Below are 14,647 nucleotides of genomic sequence, written 5' to 3' on the forward strand. Positions count from 1 at the left end.
TCCTCTTTAGAAGGTTCTACCGATAGTGAACGTGAAGAACTCTTCATCGTCGCCATCATATTTCTTAATTGGTTTCGCTAGCGAGAATACTAGAGGCCCCATTGGAGACATCCATTGCAACGCCGCACCGTAAGACGAGCGGTAGTTGGTTGGATCTGAGTAATCGTAGTAGTAACGGTCGCCGTATTCAGCACCTGAGCTACGGTAGTCGAATTCCGTATCCCAAACACTCGCCATATCGAAGAAGATACTGGTACGAATTTGGTTACGAACTTCGTCAGAAGCAAATGGTGTTGGAACAATCAACTCAAGGCTTGCCAACGCAACTGCGTTACCACCAACAGAATCGTCTGTTGCTGTATCAGCACCGTTGTTCGAGCCTGAGTAGTCACGATAAACCGCTTTCGGACCTACGGTATTCGAGCCGAAACCACGTAGTGTTGTAAAACCACCCGCGTAGTAGTTTTCGTAGAATGGGAACAAGTTATCGTTACCATCCGTTTGACCATAACCGTTACCATAACCTAGACGACCACGGAACAAGAGCGTGAATTCATGCTTCTTAGTCAGTGGAACGTATTGACGAACATCATACTGCATCTTGAAGTATTGAACGTCAGAGCCAGGTACGGTCATCTTATAGAATGCACGTTGGTGGTTACCCGCTGTAGGGAAGTAGCCACGGTTTAGGTTGTTACGTGTCCATGAGATGTTGAAGTCAAAGTCATTTGTGTTCAACGCGCCGCTAGAATCAATGTTGTCTTCTTGCGCCTGTAGGAACTGTTCTACCTGTAGGTAAGGAGACAAGTTACCGATCTTGTTGTGGGTGTAGCCAACACCAAACTCAAAGCGGTTCAGTTCGTCGAATGGGAAGCCCCATGTCAAACTTGCGCCGTAACTTTGGTTGGTATAGTCAACGATACCCGCTTCAGATGCTTCGAACTCGTCGTAGAAGATCTTACCACCCAAACTTACACCATCTAGGTTCCAGTATGGGTCACGGTAGTCCAAGCTCACGTTTTTCTGGTAGTCGTTCATCATCGCGTTAATACCAACGCGGTTACCACTACCAATAAAGTTGTCTTGCTGTAGGCCGACCTGGAAGCTCACGCCTGATTCAGTACCGTAACCGACACCGAAGTTCACGCTGCCCGAGTTCGCTTCTTTAACAGAGTAAACTAGGTCAACTTGGTCATCGCTGCCAGGAACACGTACCGTTTGTACTTCTACGTTTTCGAAGTAGCCCAGACGGTTTAGACGCGTTTTACCCGTTTCGATTGATTTCGAGTTTAGCCAGCTGCCTTCCATCTGACGCATTTCACGACGCAGAACTTCGTCTTTGGTCGAGTTGTTACCCGTAAAGCGAATGTCACGTACGTAAATACGGTTACCTGGGTCTACGTTCACAACAAGCGATACTTGTTTGTTTTCGTCGTCGAACTCAGGAATGGTGTTTACTTGCGGGTAAGCATAGCCAGATTCACCAAGCACACGCTTGATACCTTCTTCCATTGACGTTACGCGAGAGCCGTTGTACGTCTCGTTGTCTTCAAATGGAACCAGCTTTTCGAACGTTGCTTCTTCACCAATTAGGTTGCCGCGGAATTTCACGTCTTTAACGGTGTACACGTCGCCTTCCTCAAGACCAAGGGTAATGTATACGCCTTTTTTGTCAGGAGAAATCGCCACTTGTGTCGAATCAACGTTAAATTTCAGGTAACCACGGTCTAGGTAGTAAGACTTCAGCGCTTCGATGTCACCAGCAAGTACTTGCTTTTGGTATTTTTCGTCCGCTAGGAAGTTCCACCATGGTACGTCAACGTTTAGGTTGAAACGAGATAGAAGGTCTTCATCAGAAAAGACTTCATTGCCGATAAAGTTGATTTGCTGAATTTTCGCCGATACACCTTCGGTGAAGACGAATTTCAAGTCAGAACGGTTACGAGGCAATGGAGTAACAACCGCTTTTACGGTCGCGTTGTATTTACCAACACTGTAGTAAAAGTCTTCCAAACCTTTTTCGATGTTGCTCAGCGTAGTGCGGTCAAGCGCTTCACCTTCACGAACGCCAGAAGCATTCAGGTTTTCTTGTAGCTGCTCGTCCTTGATTGCTTTGTTGCCTGAGAATGAGATGCTCGCAATAGTTGGACGCTCTTTTACTTGAACAACCAGAACATCACCATTACGCAGCACTTTCACATCTTCGAAGTTACCCGATGCGTACAATGCGCGAATGATCTCTGCAACATCGCCTTGGTCAACGGTATCACCGACACGTACAGGCATTTTCAGCAACGCTGCACCCAGTGCCACACGCTGCAATCCATCGATTTCAATATCTTGAACTACAAAGTTCTCTGCTCCGTTTGCAGATACACTGGTCGCCAGTAAACTTGCAAACAGAATTCGCTTAATCGCCATACTTGTTCTAATTATTCCTTGCTACTGCTTTTGTCTCTGAACTATCACAGACGAGTAAAATCATTAAATAGCGCTAACGCCATGAGCGAGAAGATAATCGCACCACCAATTCGATAGCCCATTTCCTGTACTTTCTCAGGTACTGGGCGTCGGATGACTGCTTCAATTGCAAAAAACAGCAGATGCCCACCATCCAACATTGGTAAAGGAACGAGGTTAATAATACCTAGGTTAACACTAATTAGTGCTAGAAAACCTAAAAAGTAGACCAGACCGTAGTCTGCGGTCGCCCCTGCTCCTTTGGCAATAGATATTGGTCCGCTCAAATTGTTCAGACCAACGTCACCTACAATCAGTTTCTTAAGCATACTGATGGTAAGTCCAATAACTTGACCAGTTTTGTCAATCGCTTTGCCAATAGACTCGAATACACCAAACTGTAATTCGAAGCGATAACTTTCTGGCCATTCTGCGACTTCAGGTGCGATACCCGCGAAGCCAACCGTTTCTTTGTTAGCTAGCTCACGACTACCTGGAGTCAATGTGAAAGATTGCTCTTCACCTTGACGTAACACCATCAGGTCAATTGGCGTTTCTGGGTTAGAACGAATGGCTTCAACCACTTCATCCCACTTAGAAATCTTATCACCATTAATCTCGATGATTTTATCGCCAGCTTGTAGGCCTGCTTGTTCAGCGGCACCACCTTCACTCACCTGTGCCAACTCCGTATAAATCTCTGGAGTGTACGGTTTGAAGCCTAGCGATTGCATCGCAGATTGTGTTTCTGGATCAAATTTCCAATCACGGATATCAAGTGTCTTCGTGACTTCCGAGCCTACTTCATTTGCCGAAGAAAGCGTTACTGTCATCGAATCATCACCAATGTGGGAAACTAATCCCATGTTGACTGATTCCCAGTCCGGAGTTTTGATACCTGAGATGGATTTTAGTTCCATCCCTGATTCAATTCCTGCTTCTGCAATGATTGAATTGGGCGTAACTTCACCAATTACCGGCTTCACTGCTGGTACTCCAATCAGGAAAACCAACCAGTAAGCAACAATAGCAAACAGGAAATTAAAGATAGGACCCGCCGCCACGATCGACGTACGTTTCCACAGTGGCTTTTGGTCAAACGCCAAATGCTTTTCGTGCTCAGGCACGTCATCAACACGACTGTCCACCATCTTGACGTAACCGCCTAGCGGAATCATCGAGATGCTGTACTCAGTTCCGTCTTTGCCTACCTTACTCCAGATAGACTTACCAAAACCGATAGAAAACTTTTCAACTTTTACACCGCAACGACGCGCAACCCAAAAGTGACCATACTCGTGCACGGCCACCAAGATGCCCAGTGCAACGATAAAAGAAACCAAATTCCACAAAATACCAGTCATTAGCTACGCTCGCGTAAAAATTCTAAGGCGATAGTTCGTGACATTCTATCTAGCTCTATCAAGCTTTCCAAGCTATTCACATTCTCACTTTTATGGCTTGCAGTGATTTTGTTCAAAACTGATTCATTGATGCGAGCGATATCAGTGAAACCAAGACGGTTATTCAAGAAAGCATCAACAGCGACTTCGTTTGCTGCATTCAGAGCAGTCGTAGCATGTTGACCTTCGTAACAAGCATCAATCGCTAGCTTCAAACACGGGTAGCGCGCAAAGTCGGGTTGAAGGAACGTCAACTCACCCACTTGAGTAAAGTCGAGTGGTTTCACACCAGCATTCACACGAGATGGGTAAGACATGGTCAGTGCAATCGGCGTTGCCATATCGGGTTCACCCATTTGTGCTAAGACGGAACCGTCTCGGTATTGCACCATAGAATGAATCACAGACTGAGGGTGAATGATCACTTTCAGCTGTTCGCGAGCCGCATTGAACAGCCATTTTGCTTCAATGTACTCAAGACCTTTGTTCATCATGGTTGCGGAATCAACCGAGATCTTAGGTCCCATCGACCAGTTAGGATGAGCGATTGCTTGTGCAGGAGTAACGCTCTCAAGCTCAGCGATATCCGTGTAGCGGAATGGACCACCAGAACCAGTAAGCAGGATAGATGAAATACCATGCTCTTCTAAGTTACAACGACCTAAGTTGGTTTGAACTTGTTGAGGTAAACACTGGAAGATCGCATTGTGTTCGCTGTCTACTGGAAGTAGCTCTGCGCCGTGCTCTTCAACTGCATCGATAAACAGTTGCCCAGACATCACCAGTGCTTCTTTGTTAGCAAGGAGAACACGCTTGCCAGCTTTTACCGCTGCCATGGTTGGAAGCAGACCTGCCGCACCAACGATAGCCGCCATCACGCTGTCGACTTCTTCTAGGGCAGACACATGGCAAAGCGCATCAACACCACCCAACACTTCTGTAAGAGGAGACACTGAAGCCAACTCTGACTTAAGCGCCACAGCCGCCGCTTTATCCGCCATTACAGCGTATTTAGGTTGCCATTTACGACAAAGTGCGACCATCTTTTCAACGTTCGTGCTTGCCGCCAATGCGACGATAGAAAACAGCTCAGGGTTTTGTTCAACCACTTTAAGTGTGCTTGCACCGATTGAGCCTGTTGCACCAAGAATCGTTAACTTTTGCATGATGTAAGACCGTTAGAAAAACTCAGGAGCGACAACGCCGCTCCCGATAAATTAGAATACGTAGTAAAGAAGAGCAAATACTGGGAATGCAGCCGTTAGGCTATCAAGACGGTCGAGAATGCCGCCGTGCCCTGGAATGATGTTACTGCTGTCTTTGATGCCAGAAACACGTTTGAACATGCTTTCTACTAGGTCACCAAGAACAGAAATCACAACTGTAATCAGTGTGATGATTACCATGTGAATTGGGCTGGTAAATTGAATATCAAACCAACCTGCAAACAACCATCCAACAATTAATGCTGCAATGATGCCGCCAATCAAACCTTCGATAGTCTTGTTTGGACTAACATGTGGCGCCATTTTACGTTTACCCATGCTTTTACCAGCAAAGTAAGCGCCACTGTCTGCAGCCCATACCAAGAAGCAAACGTACAGCACAAGTTTTGCGCCGTGGTATGGATCTACTGAAATATCGGAAGCTCTAAGGATGATCACACTCCAAAGGAAAGGGATCAAAGTTAGAAAACCAAACACATGACGCAGTGCTTTACTGTTTTGCCACAGATTGGTTGTTTTAGGGTAAGTAATGGCCATCCCACTTGCGATAATCCACCATGCAAAACCGAGCGCTAACACTGTGTAGTGTGGAGTTGCTAGTTGGTTAAGGCTTGCCGCATCTGGCGAGATGAATAGAAAACTGAGTCCGGTTACGACAACGGCTGGTACTAGCGCAGCGATGCGTGAATTGCTTTCTGTAAACTGGGTCCACTCCCAAAAACCTAATAGCGTAATCGCAGTCAAAGCGATAATGAAGCCGATTAGGGGTAATTTAAAAATACCTAAAATTACAAGGGGAGCTAAAATTAGTGCTGTTATTATTCTCTGTTTCAAACTAACTAGTCCTTATTGAGCAGCCATCAATGCCTTTACTTGCTCGCCAGTACAACCAAAGCGACGCTCTCGGTTAATAAACCAAGTCACAGCCTCTACTAAGCTGTCTTCATCAAACTCTGGCCAGTACTCCGGAGTAAAGTACATTTCAGCATACGCCATTTGCCACAGCATAAAGTTACTGATGCGACACTCACCACTTGTACGGATCAAAAGATCCACTTCAGGGAGATCTGCCATCGTTAAATGCTGGGTAATTAACTGCTCATTGATATCCTCTACACGGATTTCACCGTTACGCGCTTTTAACGCCAACGTTTTTGCCGCCTCTGTGATGTCCCATTTACCGCCATAGTTAGCCGCAATGTTAATCACCATACCCGTATTGCCAGCGGTGAGTGCTTCTGCTTCGATGATTTTGCCTTGCAGTCGCTCACTAAAGCGGCTGGTATCACCAATAACGCGCAAACGCAGATTGTTTTTATGCAGCTTTTTCACTTCGCTAGAAAGCACGGAAATGAACAGCTCCATCAGGAGACCCACTTCTTCCTCCGGACGACGCCAATTTTCACTACTGAAAGCGAACAACGTCATGGCTTTAATACCGAGTTTAGAAGCAGCAGCGACGGTCTTACGAACGGCATTAACGCCTTTTTTATGACCGAATACGCGAGGTTTTCCTTTGGACTTAGCCCAACGACCATTACCGTCCATAATGATGGCAATATGTTTAGGGAGGGAATCAGAGAAGGCTTGAGAATTTTGCATAGGGAGTTAATTGAGTTCCATCAGTTGGATAGATTAACACAAAAAAACGCTGCACTGTGAGCACAGCGTTTTCCAACAGTGATGTAGGTGGGAGTATTAAACTTCCATCAACTCTTTTTCTTTAGCGGCAAGAACTTCGTCGATCTTCTTAACTGCTACGTCAGTCAGTTTTTGAATTTCATCTTGTGCTTTACGATCTTCGTCTTCAGAGATTTCTTTATCTTTTAGAAGACCTTTTAGGTCGCTGTTTGCGTCACGACGGATGTTACGAACTGCAACACGTGCGCCTTCAGCTTCACCACGAACGATCTTAACTAGGTCTTTACGACGCTCTTCTGTTAGCGGTGGAAGTGGAACGCGGATGATTGTGCCAGCAGACATTGGGTTTAGACCAAGGTCAGACATCATGATCGCTTTCTCAACTTTTTGAGTTAGCTCTTTGTCGAATACAGTAATTGCTAGAGTACGTGCGTCTTCAGCAACAACGTTCGCTACTTGGTTAAGAGGAGTCGGCGCACCGTAGTACTCTACAGAGATGCCAGATAGTAGGCTTGGGTGTGCGCGGCCAGTACGAACTTTAGAAAGGTTGTTCTTTAGCGCTTCAACGCTTTTGTCCATGCGCTCTTGCGCGTCTTTATTGATTTCGTTAATCACGGTTTCACCTTAAAAATGTCATCTTTCATGAAGAAAGCTTAAAGGGCTTAAGCAAAGCGAAACGCCATCCAATATCTCGTGTTGAATGGCGTTGAGATTTACGCGTCAGCGCAGATCAACGTGCCTTCAGCTTCACCCATTACCACGCGACGTAGTGCGCCTGGCTTATTCATGTTAAATACGCGGATTGGCATTTTGTGGTCACGAGCAAGTGTGAACGCTGCCAAGTCCATTACTTTCAATTCTTTATCCAGAATTTCAGTGTAAGATAGCTTATCATACAGCTCTGCGTCTGGGTTTGCTACTGGGTCAGCAGTAAATACACCATCAACTTTCGTTGCTTTTAGAACTACGTCAGCTTCGATTTCGATGCCGCGTAGACACGCTGCTGAATCTGTCGTGAAGAATGGGTTACCAGTACCTGCAGAGAAGATAACTACACGGCCTTGGCGAAGTTCGCGGATAGCGTCTGCCCAATTGTAATCGTCACACACACCTTTTAGCGGAATTGCAGACATTACGCGAGCGTTTACATAAGCACGGTGAAGTGCGTCACGCATTGCTAGACCGTTCATTACTGTCGCAAGCATACCCATGTGGTCGCCTACTACGCGGTTCATACCCGCTTCTGCAAGACCTGCACCACGGAACAAGTTACCGCCGCCGATTACCACACCAACTTGAACACCCAGTTCAACCAGCTCTTTCACTTCTTGAGCCATACGGTCAAGAACCGCTGGATCAATACCAAAACCTTCTTCACCTTGAAGTGCTTCACCACTTAGTTTTAATAGAATACGTTGATATGCTGGTTTAGGGTTCGTAGTCATGGAGTTTACCTTCCAAAGAGAGTTGTCGATTAACAGTCATGAATAGACACAAAGTTACTTATAGCTATTCATCACGGCTAATTTTGCCCGCTCTTTTCGTAAAAAGACCGCAGCCTAGGCTACGGTCTAATATTTACACAAGTCGCTAAGGATTAACCTTTTTGAGCTAGTGCTACTTCTTCAGCGAAGCTCATTTCAGCTGCTTTCTCGATACCTTCACCTACTTCTAGACGAACGAATGTAGCAACAGAAGCACCTTTCTCTTTTAGCATTTCGCCAACAGATTTCTTAGGTTCCATGATGAAAGCTTGACCAGTTAGAGAGATTTCGCCAGTGAATTTCTTCATGCGGCCGATAACCATCTTCTCAGCGATCTCTTGTGGCTTGCCTTCGTTCATAGCGATTTCAACTTGAACTTCTTTCTCTTTAGCAACTACGTCAGCTGGTACGTCTTCTGGGTTAACGAACTCAGGCTTAGAAGCAGCAACGTGCATTGCAACGTGCTTAAGAGTTTCTGCGTCGCCTTCACCAGCAACAACAACACCGATTTTCTCGCCGTGACGGTAAGAAGCGATTGCAGTACCTTCAACGTAAGCAACGCGACGGATGTTGATGTTTTCGCCGATTTTAGCAACTAGAGCTACGCGCTCTTCTTCGAACTTAGCAACTAGCTCTTCAGCTGTAGCTTTAGTCGCTAGAGCGTCAAGTGCTACTTTGTCTGCGAATGCAGTGAAGTTACCGTCTTTAGCAACGAAGTCAGTTTGGCAGTTAACTTCAAGAAGAACAGCAACGCCGTTTTCTTCTTTGATGATGATTGCGCCTTCAGCTGCAACGTTACCAGCTTTTTTAGCTGCTTTCGCTGCGCCTGATTTACGCATGTTTTCAATTGCTAGTTCGATGTCAGCGTTTGCTTCTACAAGCGCTTTTTTACATTCCATCATGCCAGCGCCAGTGCGCTCGCGAAGTTCTTTAACTAGAGCAGCAGTTACAGTTGCCATTCTCTATTCCTCGTTTGATTCGAAATAAGGTAAAAAACAGGGGCCTACATTGTCGGCCCCCATTGCTAACTATAACTCAGTCTATGCTACAACAAGGTTTCACATAGACTAAGTGTGACACAGAGCCGTTATTATTCAGCTTCTACGAAACCGTCTTTTTCAGCAACTGCTGCAACGTCTTTGTTGCGACCTTCAGACACTGCAGATGCTGCAGCGTTTAGGTATAGTTGAACTGCGCGGATCGCGTCGTCGTTACCTGGGATGATGTAGTCAACGCCGTCTGGGTTAGAGTTAGTATCTACCACAGCGTATACTGGAATACCTAGGTTGTTAGCTTCTTTAATTGCAATGTGCTCGTGATCAGCGTCGATTACGAATAGAGCGTCTGGTAGGCCGCCCATATCTTTAATACCACCAAGAGATTTCTCTAGCTTCTCCATTTCACGAGTACGCATTAGAGCTTCTTTCTTAGTTAGTTTTTCGAAAGTACCGTCTTGTGCTTGTGCTTCGAAATCTTTTAGACGCTTGATAGACTGACGAACTGTTTTGTAGTTCGTTAGCATGCCGCCCAACCAACGGTTGTTAACGTAGTATTGGTTGCTTGCGATTGCAGCTTCTTTAACAGCTTCAGATGCAGCGCGCTTAGTACCTACGAATAGAACTTTACCTTTCTTCTCGCCAACTTTAGCTAGTTCAGCTAGAGCTTCGTTGAACATTGGTACAGTTTTTTCTAGGTTGATGATGTGAACGCGGTTACGAGCACCAAAGATGAATGGCTTCATTTTTGGGTTCCAGTAACGAGTTTGGTGACCGAAGTGAACACCAGCTTTCAGCATATCGCGCATTGATACAGTTGCCATTTTAAAATCCTCTATGGGGTTAGGCCTCCACATCCCCCATAATTCCGACCAAGCTTCTGCTCAGCACCCCGGAACATGTGACGGAATGTGTGTGATTTAAAGATAAAAGTTAATTGGAAGAAGCTTGCTTCGCTACTCTTCTAATGAAAAGTAAAGAGAACAGTCCTCGATTCCGGCGCGCTTTATACCATATTTTAGCCTAAGATGGCTAGTAAAAATTGTTTCTTACAATTCTAATTTCCCCTATCACACCTATCCCTACTCTCTTCTAAATTCCATGACTAGACTACAAGTAAGAATGACTCATATTCTTAACTGGCTTGGGTTAACCGCAAGATGTCTGATAGAATGCGCGCATTCGCACGTTTACGTGCTTACGAATAAGTAGAGAAAGCCAATGTCAATCAAGATTAAAACTGCTGAAGAAATCGAACGCATGCGTATTGCGGGCAAGCTAGCCGCAGACACTCTAGAAATGATCGAACCGCACATCAAGGCGGGTGTGACGACAGAAGAATTAAACAAAATCTGTCACGATTACGCTCTAGAGCGAGGCGCTTACTCTGCACCGCTTGATTACCATGGATTCCCTAAATCAATCTGTACGTCAATCAACCACATCGTTTGTCACGGCATCCCTGCGACAGAAGATGAAAAAGGTGCAAATGGCCAAATGAAGCCAGCTGTACTTAAAGATGGCGACATCATTAACGTTGATATCACGGTTATCGTACCTAACGATGAAAACGCAGATCTAAGCGTTCGTCCACAAGGTTACCACGGTGACACTTCTAAGATGTTCCTAGTTGGTGATGTATCTCCAGCAAACAAACGTCTGTGTATGGTTGCTCAAGAGTCACTTTACATCGGTATGCGTCAAGTTAAGCCTGGTGCAACTGTTGGTGACATCGGTACAGCAATCGAGAAGTACATCAAAGAAAACAACAAGAACAACCCACGTAACAAGTTCTCTATTGTTAAGGACTTCTGTGGTCACGGCATCGGTGACGAGTTCCACGAAGAGCCACAAGTGGTTCACTACAAGAACAAAGACCGCCGCGTACTAAAAGAAGGCATGTGTTTTACTATCGAGCCAATGATCAACGCGGGTAAATTCGGTTGTACTGTTGATGCTCAAGATGATTGGACGGTTTACACTGGTGACGGTAAAAACTCTGCACAGTGGGAACACACTATCGTGGTAACTAAAGAAGGTTGTGAAGTACTAACACTTCGCAGCGACGATACCATTCCACGAATGATGAAAAACGTTTAATCGCCCATCACTTTCCATATCCCCGCCCATGCGGGGATATTTTTTATCTGCAACAAATTTGTTAGATTGCTAATAGTTTTAGCTTGCACGGATAGCAAATATGACCCTTCAGTCACCTCTTACGTTTACCGATGAACAGATAAACATCGGCGAACTTAAGCAAGAACTCGAAAAATTCAGTTCATACCAAAAAGAAGAATTTCTACAGCACCACCCTGTGACCAACCTTGTTTTGTCACGCGCTGAGTACATGGATTTACTCCTCAATCGTTTGTGGCAACACTTTGGATTCAAAGACATCCATAATATTTCCTTAGTTGCCGTCGGCGGTTACGGGCGTGGTGAGTTACATCCTCTGTCTGATATCGACATTTTGATTCTGTCGCAGAACAAGCTGCCAAATGCTCTGGAAGCTAAAATCAGTGAGTTCATTACGCTATTGTGGGATTTACGCCTAGAGGTCGGCCACGCAGTGCGCACTGTAGATGAATGTGCAGAGATTGGACGTTCAGACTTAACCGTTGCCACGAACCTGCAAGAAGCGCGTTTGCTTTGCGGAAGTGAAGACACCTTTCAAGCCTTAAAGAAAGTGGTGTTGTCTGATTCTTTCTGGCCAAGCGAAACTTTTTACCGCGCCAAGATTCAAGAGCAACGTGAACGCCACGCACGCTACCATGACACCACCTACAACCTCGAACCCGACATCAAGTCCACGCCGGGCGGCTTGCGTGATATTCACACTTTAAGCTGGGTGGCACGCCGTCACTTTGGCGCAACATCGTTACTAGAGATGAGCCGCTATGGCTTCCTGACCGACGCAGAATACCGAGAGCTGGTCGAGTGTCAGGACTTCTTATGGCGCGTGCGTTTCGCCCTGCATATTGAGCTTCGCCGTTATGACAACCGACTGACCTTCGCTCATCAGGCTCAAGTGGCCGAACATCTGGGTTATGTTGGTGAAGGCAATCGCGGTGTCGAAATGATGATGAAGGAGTTCTACCGCACCCTACGTCGTGTGGCAGAGCTGAATAAGATGCTGCTCAAGCTGTTCGACCAAGCCATCATCAACGGTGGGGCTTCACAAGATGCTGAAATTATCGACGAAGATTTCCAACGCCGTGGTTCACTGATCGAGGCTCGCAAACCTGCACTGTTCCAAGCTCGTCCTGAAACCATTTTGGATATGTTCCTGCACATCGCCAATGATTCGAGCATCGAAGGCGTAAGCCCTCCTACGTTGCGTCAGTTACGTACTGCGCGTCGTCGATTGAATAAGTTCTTGCACACTATCCCTGAAGCGCGTGAAAAGTTTATGGCGCTGTGTCGTCATCCAAATGCGCTGCATAAGGCGTTTAGTCTGATGCACAAGCTTGGCGTACTGGCAGCGTATCTTCCGCAGTGGAGCCAAATTGTCGGTCAGATGCAGTTCGATCTATTCCATGTATATACCGTGGATGAGCACAGTATTCGTCTACTCAAGCACATTAATACCTTCAGCTACGCAGAGAACCACAGCAAACATCCAATTTGCTGCGAAGTTTATCCTCGAATTCAGAAGAAAGAGCTACTGATTCTAGCCGCGATTTTCCATGATATCGGCAAAGGGCGTGGTGGTGACCATTCGGTGATTGGCGAAGGTGAAGCATACGACTTCTGTATTGAGCACGGCTTGTCTAAGCCAGAAGCGAAATTGGTAAGTTGGCTAGTAAGGCATCACTTATTGATGTCGGTAACTGCACAGCGTCGTGATATTTACGATCCGGACGTGATTACCGAGTTTGCCAAGCAAGTGCGTGATGAAGAGTACCTTGAGTACCTTGTGTGTCTGACGGTAGCCGATATCTGCGCGACCAACCCTGAACTTTGGAACAGCTGGAAACGCACCTTGCTCGCAGAGCTATTCTATTCCACCCAACGCGCGCTGCGCCGTGGCCTAGAAAACCCTGTAGATGTGCGTGAGCGTATTCGTCATAACCAACAAATGGCGTCCGCCCTATTACGCAAAGAAGGCTTCTCTGCTCGTGAAATTGAAGTGCTGTGGCAACGCTTTAAAGCCGATTACTTCTTGCGTCACACTCACAAGCAAATCGCTTGGCACTGCGAACATTTACTTCGTATGGAAGATCCAAGTAAACCGTTGGTTCTGATCAGTAAGAAGGCCACACGTGGCGGTACCGAAGTATTCGTTTACAGCCCAGACCAACCAGCGCTGTTTGCTACCGTCGTTGCTGAGCTTGACCGTCGCAACTTTAACGTACATGACGCACAAATCATGACCAGTAAAGATGGCTATGTACTCGATACCTTTATGGTACTAGACCAACACGGTAAAGCGATTGAAGAAGGTCGTCACAGTGCAGTGACTAAACACATTACGCATGTACTGGAAGATGGCCGTCCGACAAAAATTAAGACGCGCCGTACACCAAATAAACTTCAGCATTTCAACGTCAAAACCAAAGTCGACTTCCTGCCAACCAAGAGCAAAAAACGCACTTTGATGGAGTTTGTCGCTCTCGATACACCGGGGCTTCTGGCGAAAGTGGGTCGTACCTTTGCTGATTTGGGCATTAACCTTCATGCCGCAAAAATCACCACCATTGGTGAGCGCGCTGAAGACTTGTTTATTCTGACGAGTGAAGCCGGCGGCAGGCTCAGTGAAGAGCAACAAGACGAGCTGCGTGAAAAGCTGATTGAAAAACTCTCTGACCCAGTTTCAGCTTGAGAGAAAACCAACGCTTGATCAACAACTAAGGTGGGCAAGAACGATAGCGATCTTGCCCACAAGTTGAGCAATTTGACTAAATATCAGCTATCTAGCTCATAAATGGGCTGCTACAGTTGTATGGACTCCAATTCAATACACAGAGGTAGCCTATGTATCCACACCTCACTGGTTTGGGCATCCATGACCCGAAACAGATTGAACGTTACTCCCTGCGCCAAGAAGCACACAAAGACGTCCTAAAGATCTACTTTCACAAACAGAAAGGCGAGTTTTTCGCTAAGAGCGTGAAGTTCAAATACCCACGCCAAGTTAAAAATGTATTAGTAGATAGCGGCAGTCATAAATACAAAGAAGTAACCGAAATCAACCGTAACCTGACGCTTGTGATCGATGAGCTAAACAAGATCACCAAGCCTGTGAAAGTGGCTGAAGTGGATGTAAAAGAAAAGATTCTCTCTGATCTTCGTCACTTGGAGAAAGTCGTTTCCAGCAAGATCGCCGAGATCGAAGCGGATCTAGAAAAGCTGAAATAAAACATTAAGACTGAAAAATTAAAAAGGGGTTGGTACCAATACCAACCCCTTTCTTTGTTTAATACAGCGAATAGCGG

At 46.0% G+C, this 14,647-nt stretch carries 12 protein-coding genes; 3 read left to right on the forward strand and 9 right to left on the reverse strand.

Annotated features, from left to right (window positions below; translation table 11 throughout):
• Positions 1 to 6 precede the first annotated feature (6 nt).
• From bamA to rpsB, 9 genes are all read right to left on the reverse strand, one after another.
• On the reverse strand, positions 7 to 2,421 hold the full coding sequence (gene bamA, locus VCHENC03_RS04745; protein WP_009707420.1) for an outer membrane protein assembly factor BamA: 2,415 nt from the start codon (positions 2,419 to 2,421) through the stop codon (positions 7 to 9).
• Between the two features lie 44 nt (positions 2,422 to 2,465).
• Positions 2,466 to 3,824, reverse strand: coding sequence for a sigma E protease regulator RseP (rseP, locus tag VCHENC03_RS04740; RefSeq protein WP_009707421.1), 1,359 nt, complete (start codon positions 3,822 to 3,824; stop codon positions 2,466 to 2,468).
• Complete coding sequence (gene ispC, locus VCHENC03_RS04735) at positions 3,824 to 5,029, reverse strand: 1-deoxy-D-xylulose-5-phosphate reductoisomerase (protein WP_009707422.1); 1,206 nt, start codon at positions 5,027 to 5,029, stop codon at positions 3,824 to 3,826. The genes rseP and ispC overlap by 1 nt, the downstream gene beginning before the upstream one ends.
• 51 nt (positions 5,030 to 5,080) lie before the next feature.
• On the reverse strand, positions 5,081 to 5,923 hold the full coding sequence (locus VCHENC03_RS04730; protein WP_032803009.1) for a phosphatidate cytidylyltransferase: 843 nt from the start codon (positions 5,921 to 5,923) through the stop codon (positions 5,081 to 5,083).
• A gap of 12 nt (positions 5,924 to 5,935) precedes the next feature.
• Complete coding sequence (locus VCHENC03_RS04725; RefSeq protein WP_005436781.1) at positions 5,936 to 6,691, reverse strand: isoprenyl transferase; 756 nt, start codon at positions 6,689 to 6,691, stop codon at positions 5,936 to 5,938.
• 96 nt (positions 6,692 to 6,787) lie between these two features.
• Positions 6,788 to 7,345 (reverse strand): ribosome recycling factor, encoded by a 558-nt coding sequence (gene frr / locus VCHENC03_RS04720; protein ID WP_005436779.1) that lies wholly within the window; start codon positions 7,343 to 7,345, stop codon positions 6,788 to 6,790.
• Positions 7,346 to 7,443: 98 nt separating this feature from the next.
• Positions 7,444 to 8,175 carry a UMP kinase gene (gene pyrH / locus VCHENC03_RS04715; RefSeq protein WP_005436777.1) on the reverse strand — a complete coding sequence of 244 codons (732 nt, stop codon included), beginning with the start codon at positions 8,173 to 8,175 and terminating at the stop codon, positions 7,444 to 7,446.
• A 152-nt stretch (positions 8,176 to 8,327) separates the two neighbouring features.
• Positions 8,328 to 9,173, reverse strand: a complete 846-nt coding sequence (gene tsf, locus VCHENC03_RS04710; protein ID WP_005436775.1) for a translation elongation factor Ts — start codon at positions 9,171 to 9,173, stop codon at positions 8,328 to 8,330.
• A 131-nt stretch (positions 9,174 to 9,304) separates the two neighbouring features.
• Entirely contained in the window at positions 9,305 to 10,033 is a 729-nt protein-coding gene (gene rpsB, locus VCHENC03_RS04705) for a 30S ribosomal protein S2 (protein ID WP_005529366.1), read from the reverse strand.
• Between the two features lie 397 nt (positions 10,034 to 10,430).
• Between rpsB and map the strand changes: the two genes are divergently transcribed.
• The 3 genes from map to VCHENC03_RS04690 all read left to right on the forward strand — a co-directional run bounded on the left by map (position 10,431) and on the right by VCHENC03_RS04690 (position 14,570).
• Positions 10,431 to 11,309 carry a type I methionyl aminopeptidase gene (map, locus tag VCHENC03_RS04700; protein WP_005436764.1) on the forward strand — a complete coding sequence of 293 codons (879 nt, stop codon included), beginning with the start codon at positions 10,431 to 10,433 and terminating at the stop codon, positions 11,307 to 11,309.
• 100 nt (positions 11,310 to 11,409) lie between these two features.
• A complete protein-coding gene (gene glnD / locus VCHENC03_RS04695; RefSeq protein WP_009707424.1) occupies positions 11,410 to 14,034 on the forward strand; it encodes a bifunctional uridylyltransferase/uridylyl-removing protein GlnD in 2,625 nt (874 codons plus the stop codon).
• 152 nt (positions 14,035 to 14,186) lie between these two features.
• Positions 14,187 to 14,570, forward strand: coding sequence for a DUF3461 family protein (locus VCHENC03_RS04690; protein ID WP_005436760.1), 384 nt, complete (start codon positions 14,187 to 14,189; stop codon positions 14,568 to 14,570).
• The last annotated feature ends 77 nt before the right edge of the window (positions 14,571 to 14,647 follow it).

Source organism: Vibrio sp. HENC-03, assembly GCF_000305755.2.
Classification (GTDB): Bacteria; Pseudomonadota; Gammaproteobacteria; order Enterobacterales; family Vibrionaceae; genus Vibrio; species Vibrio owensii.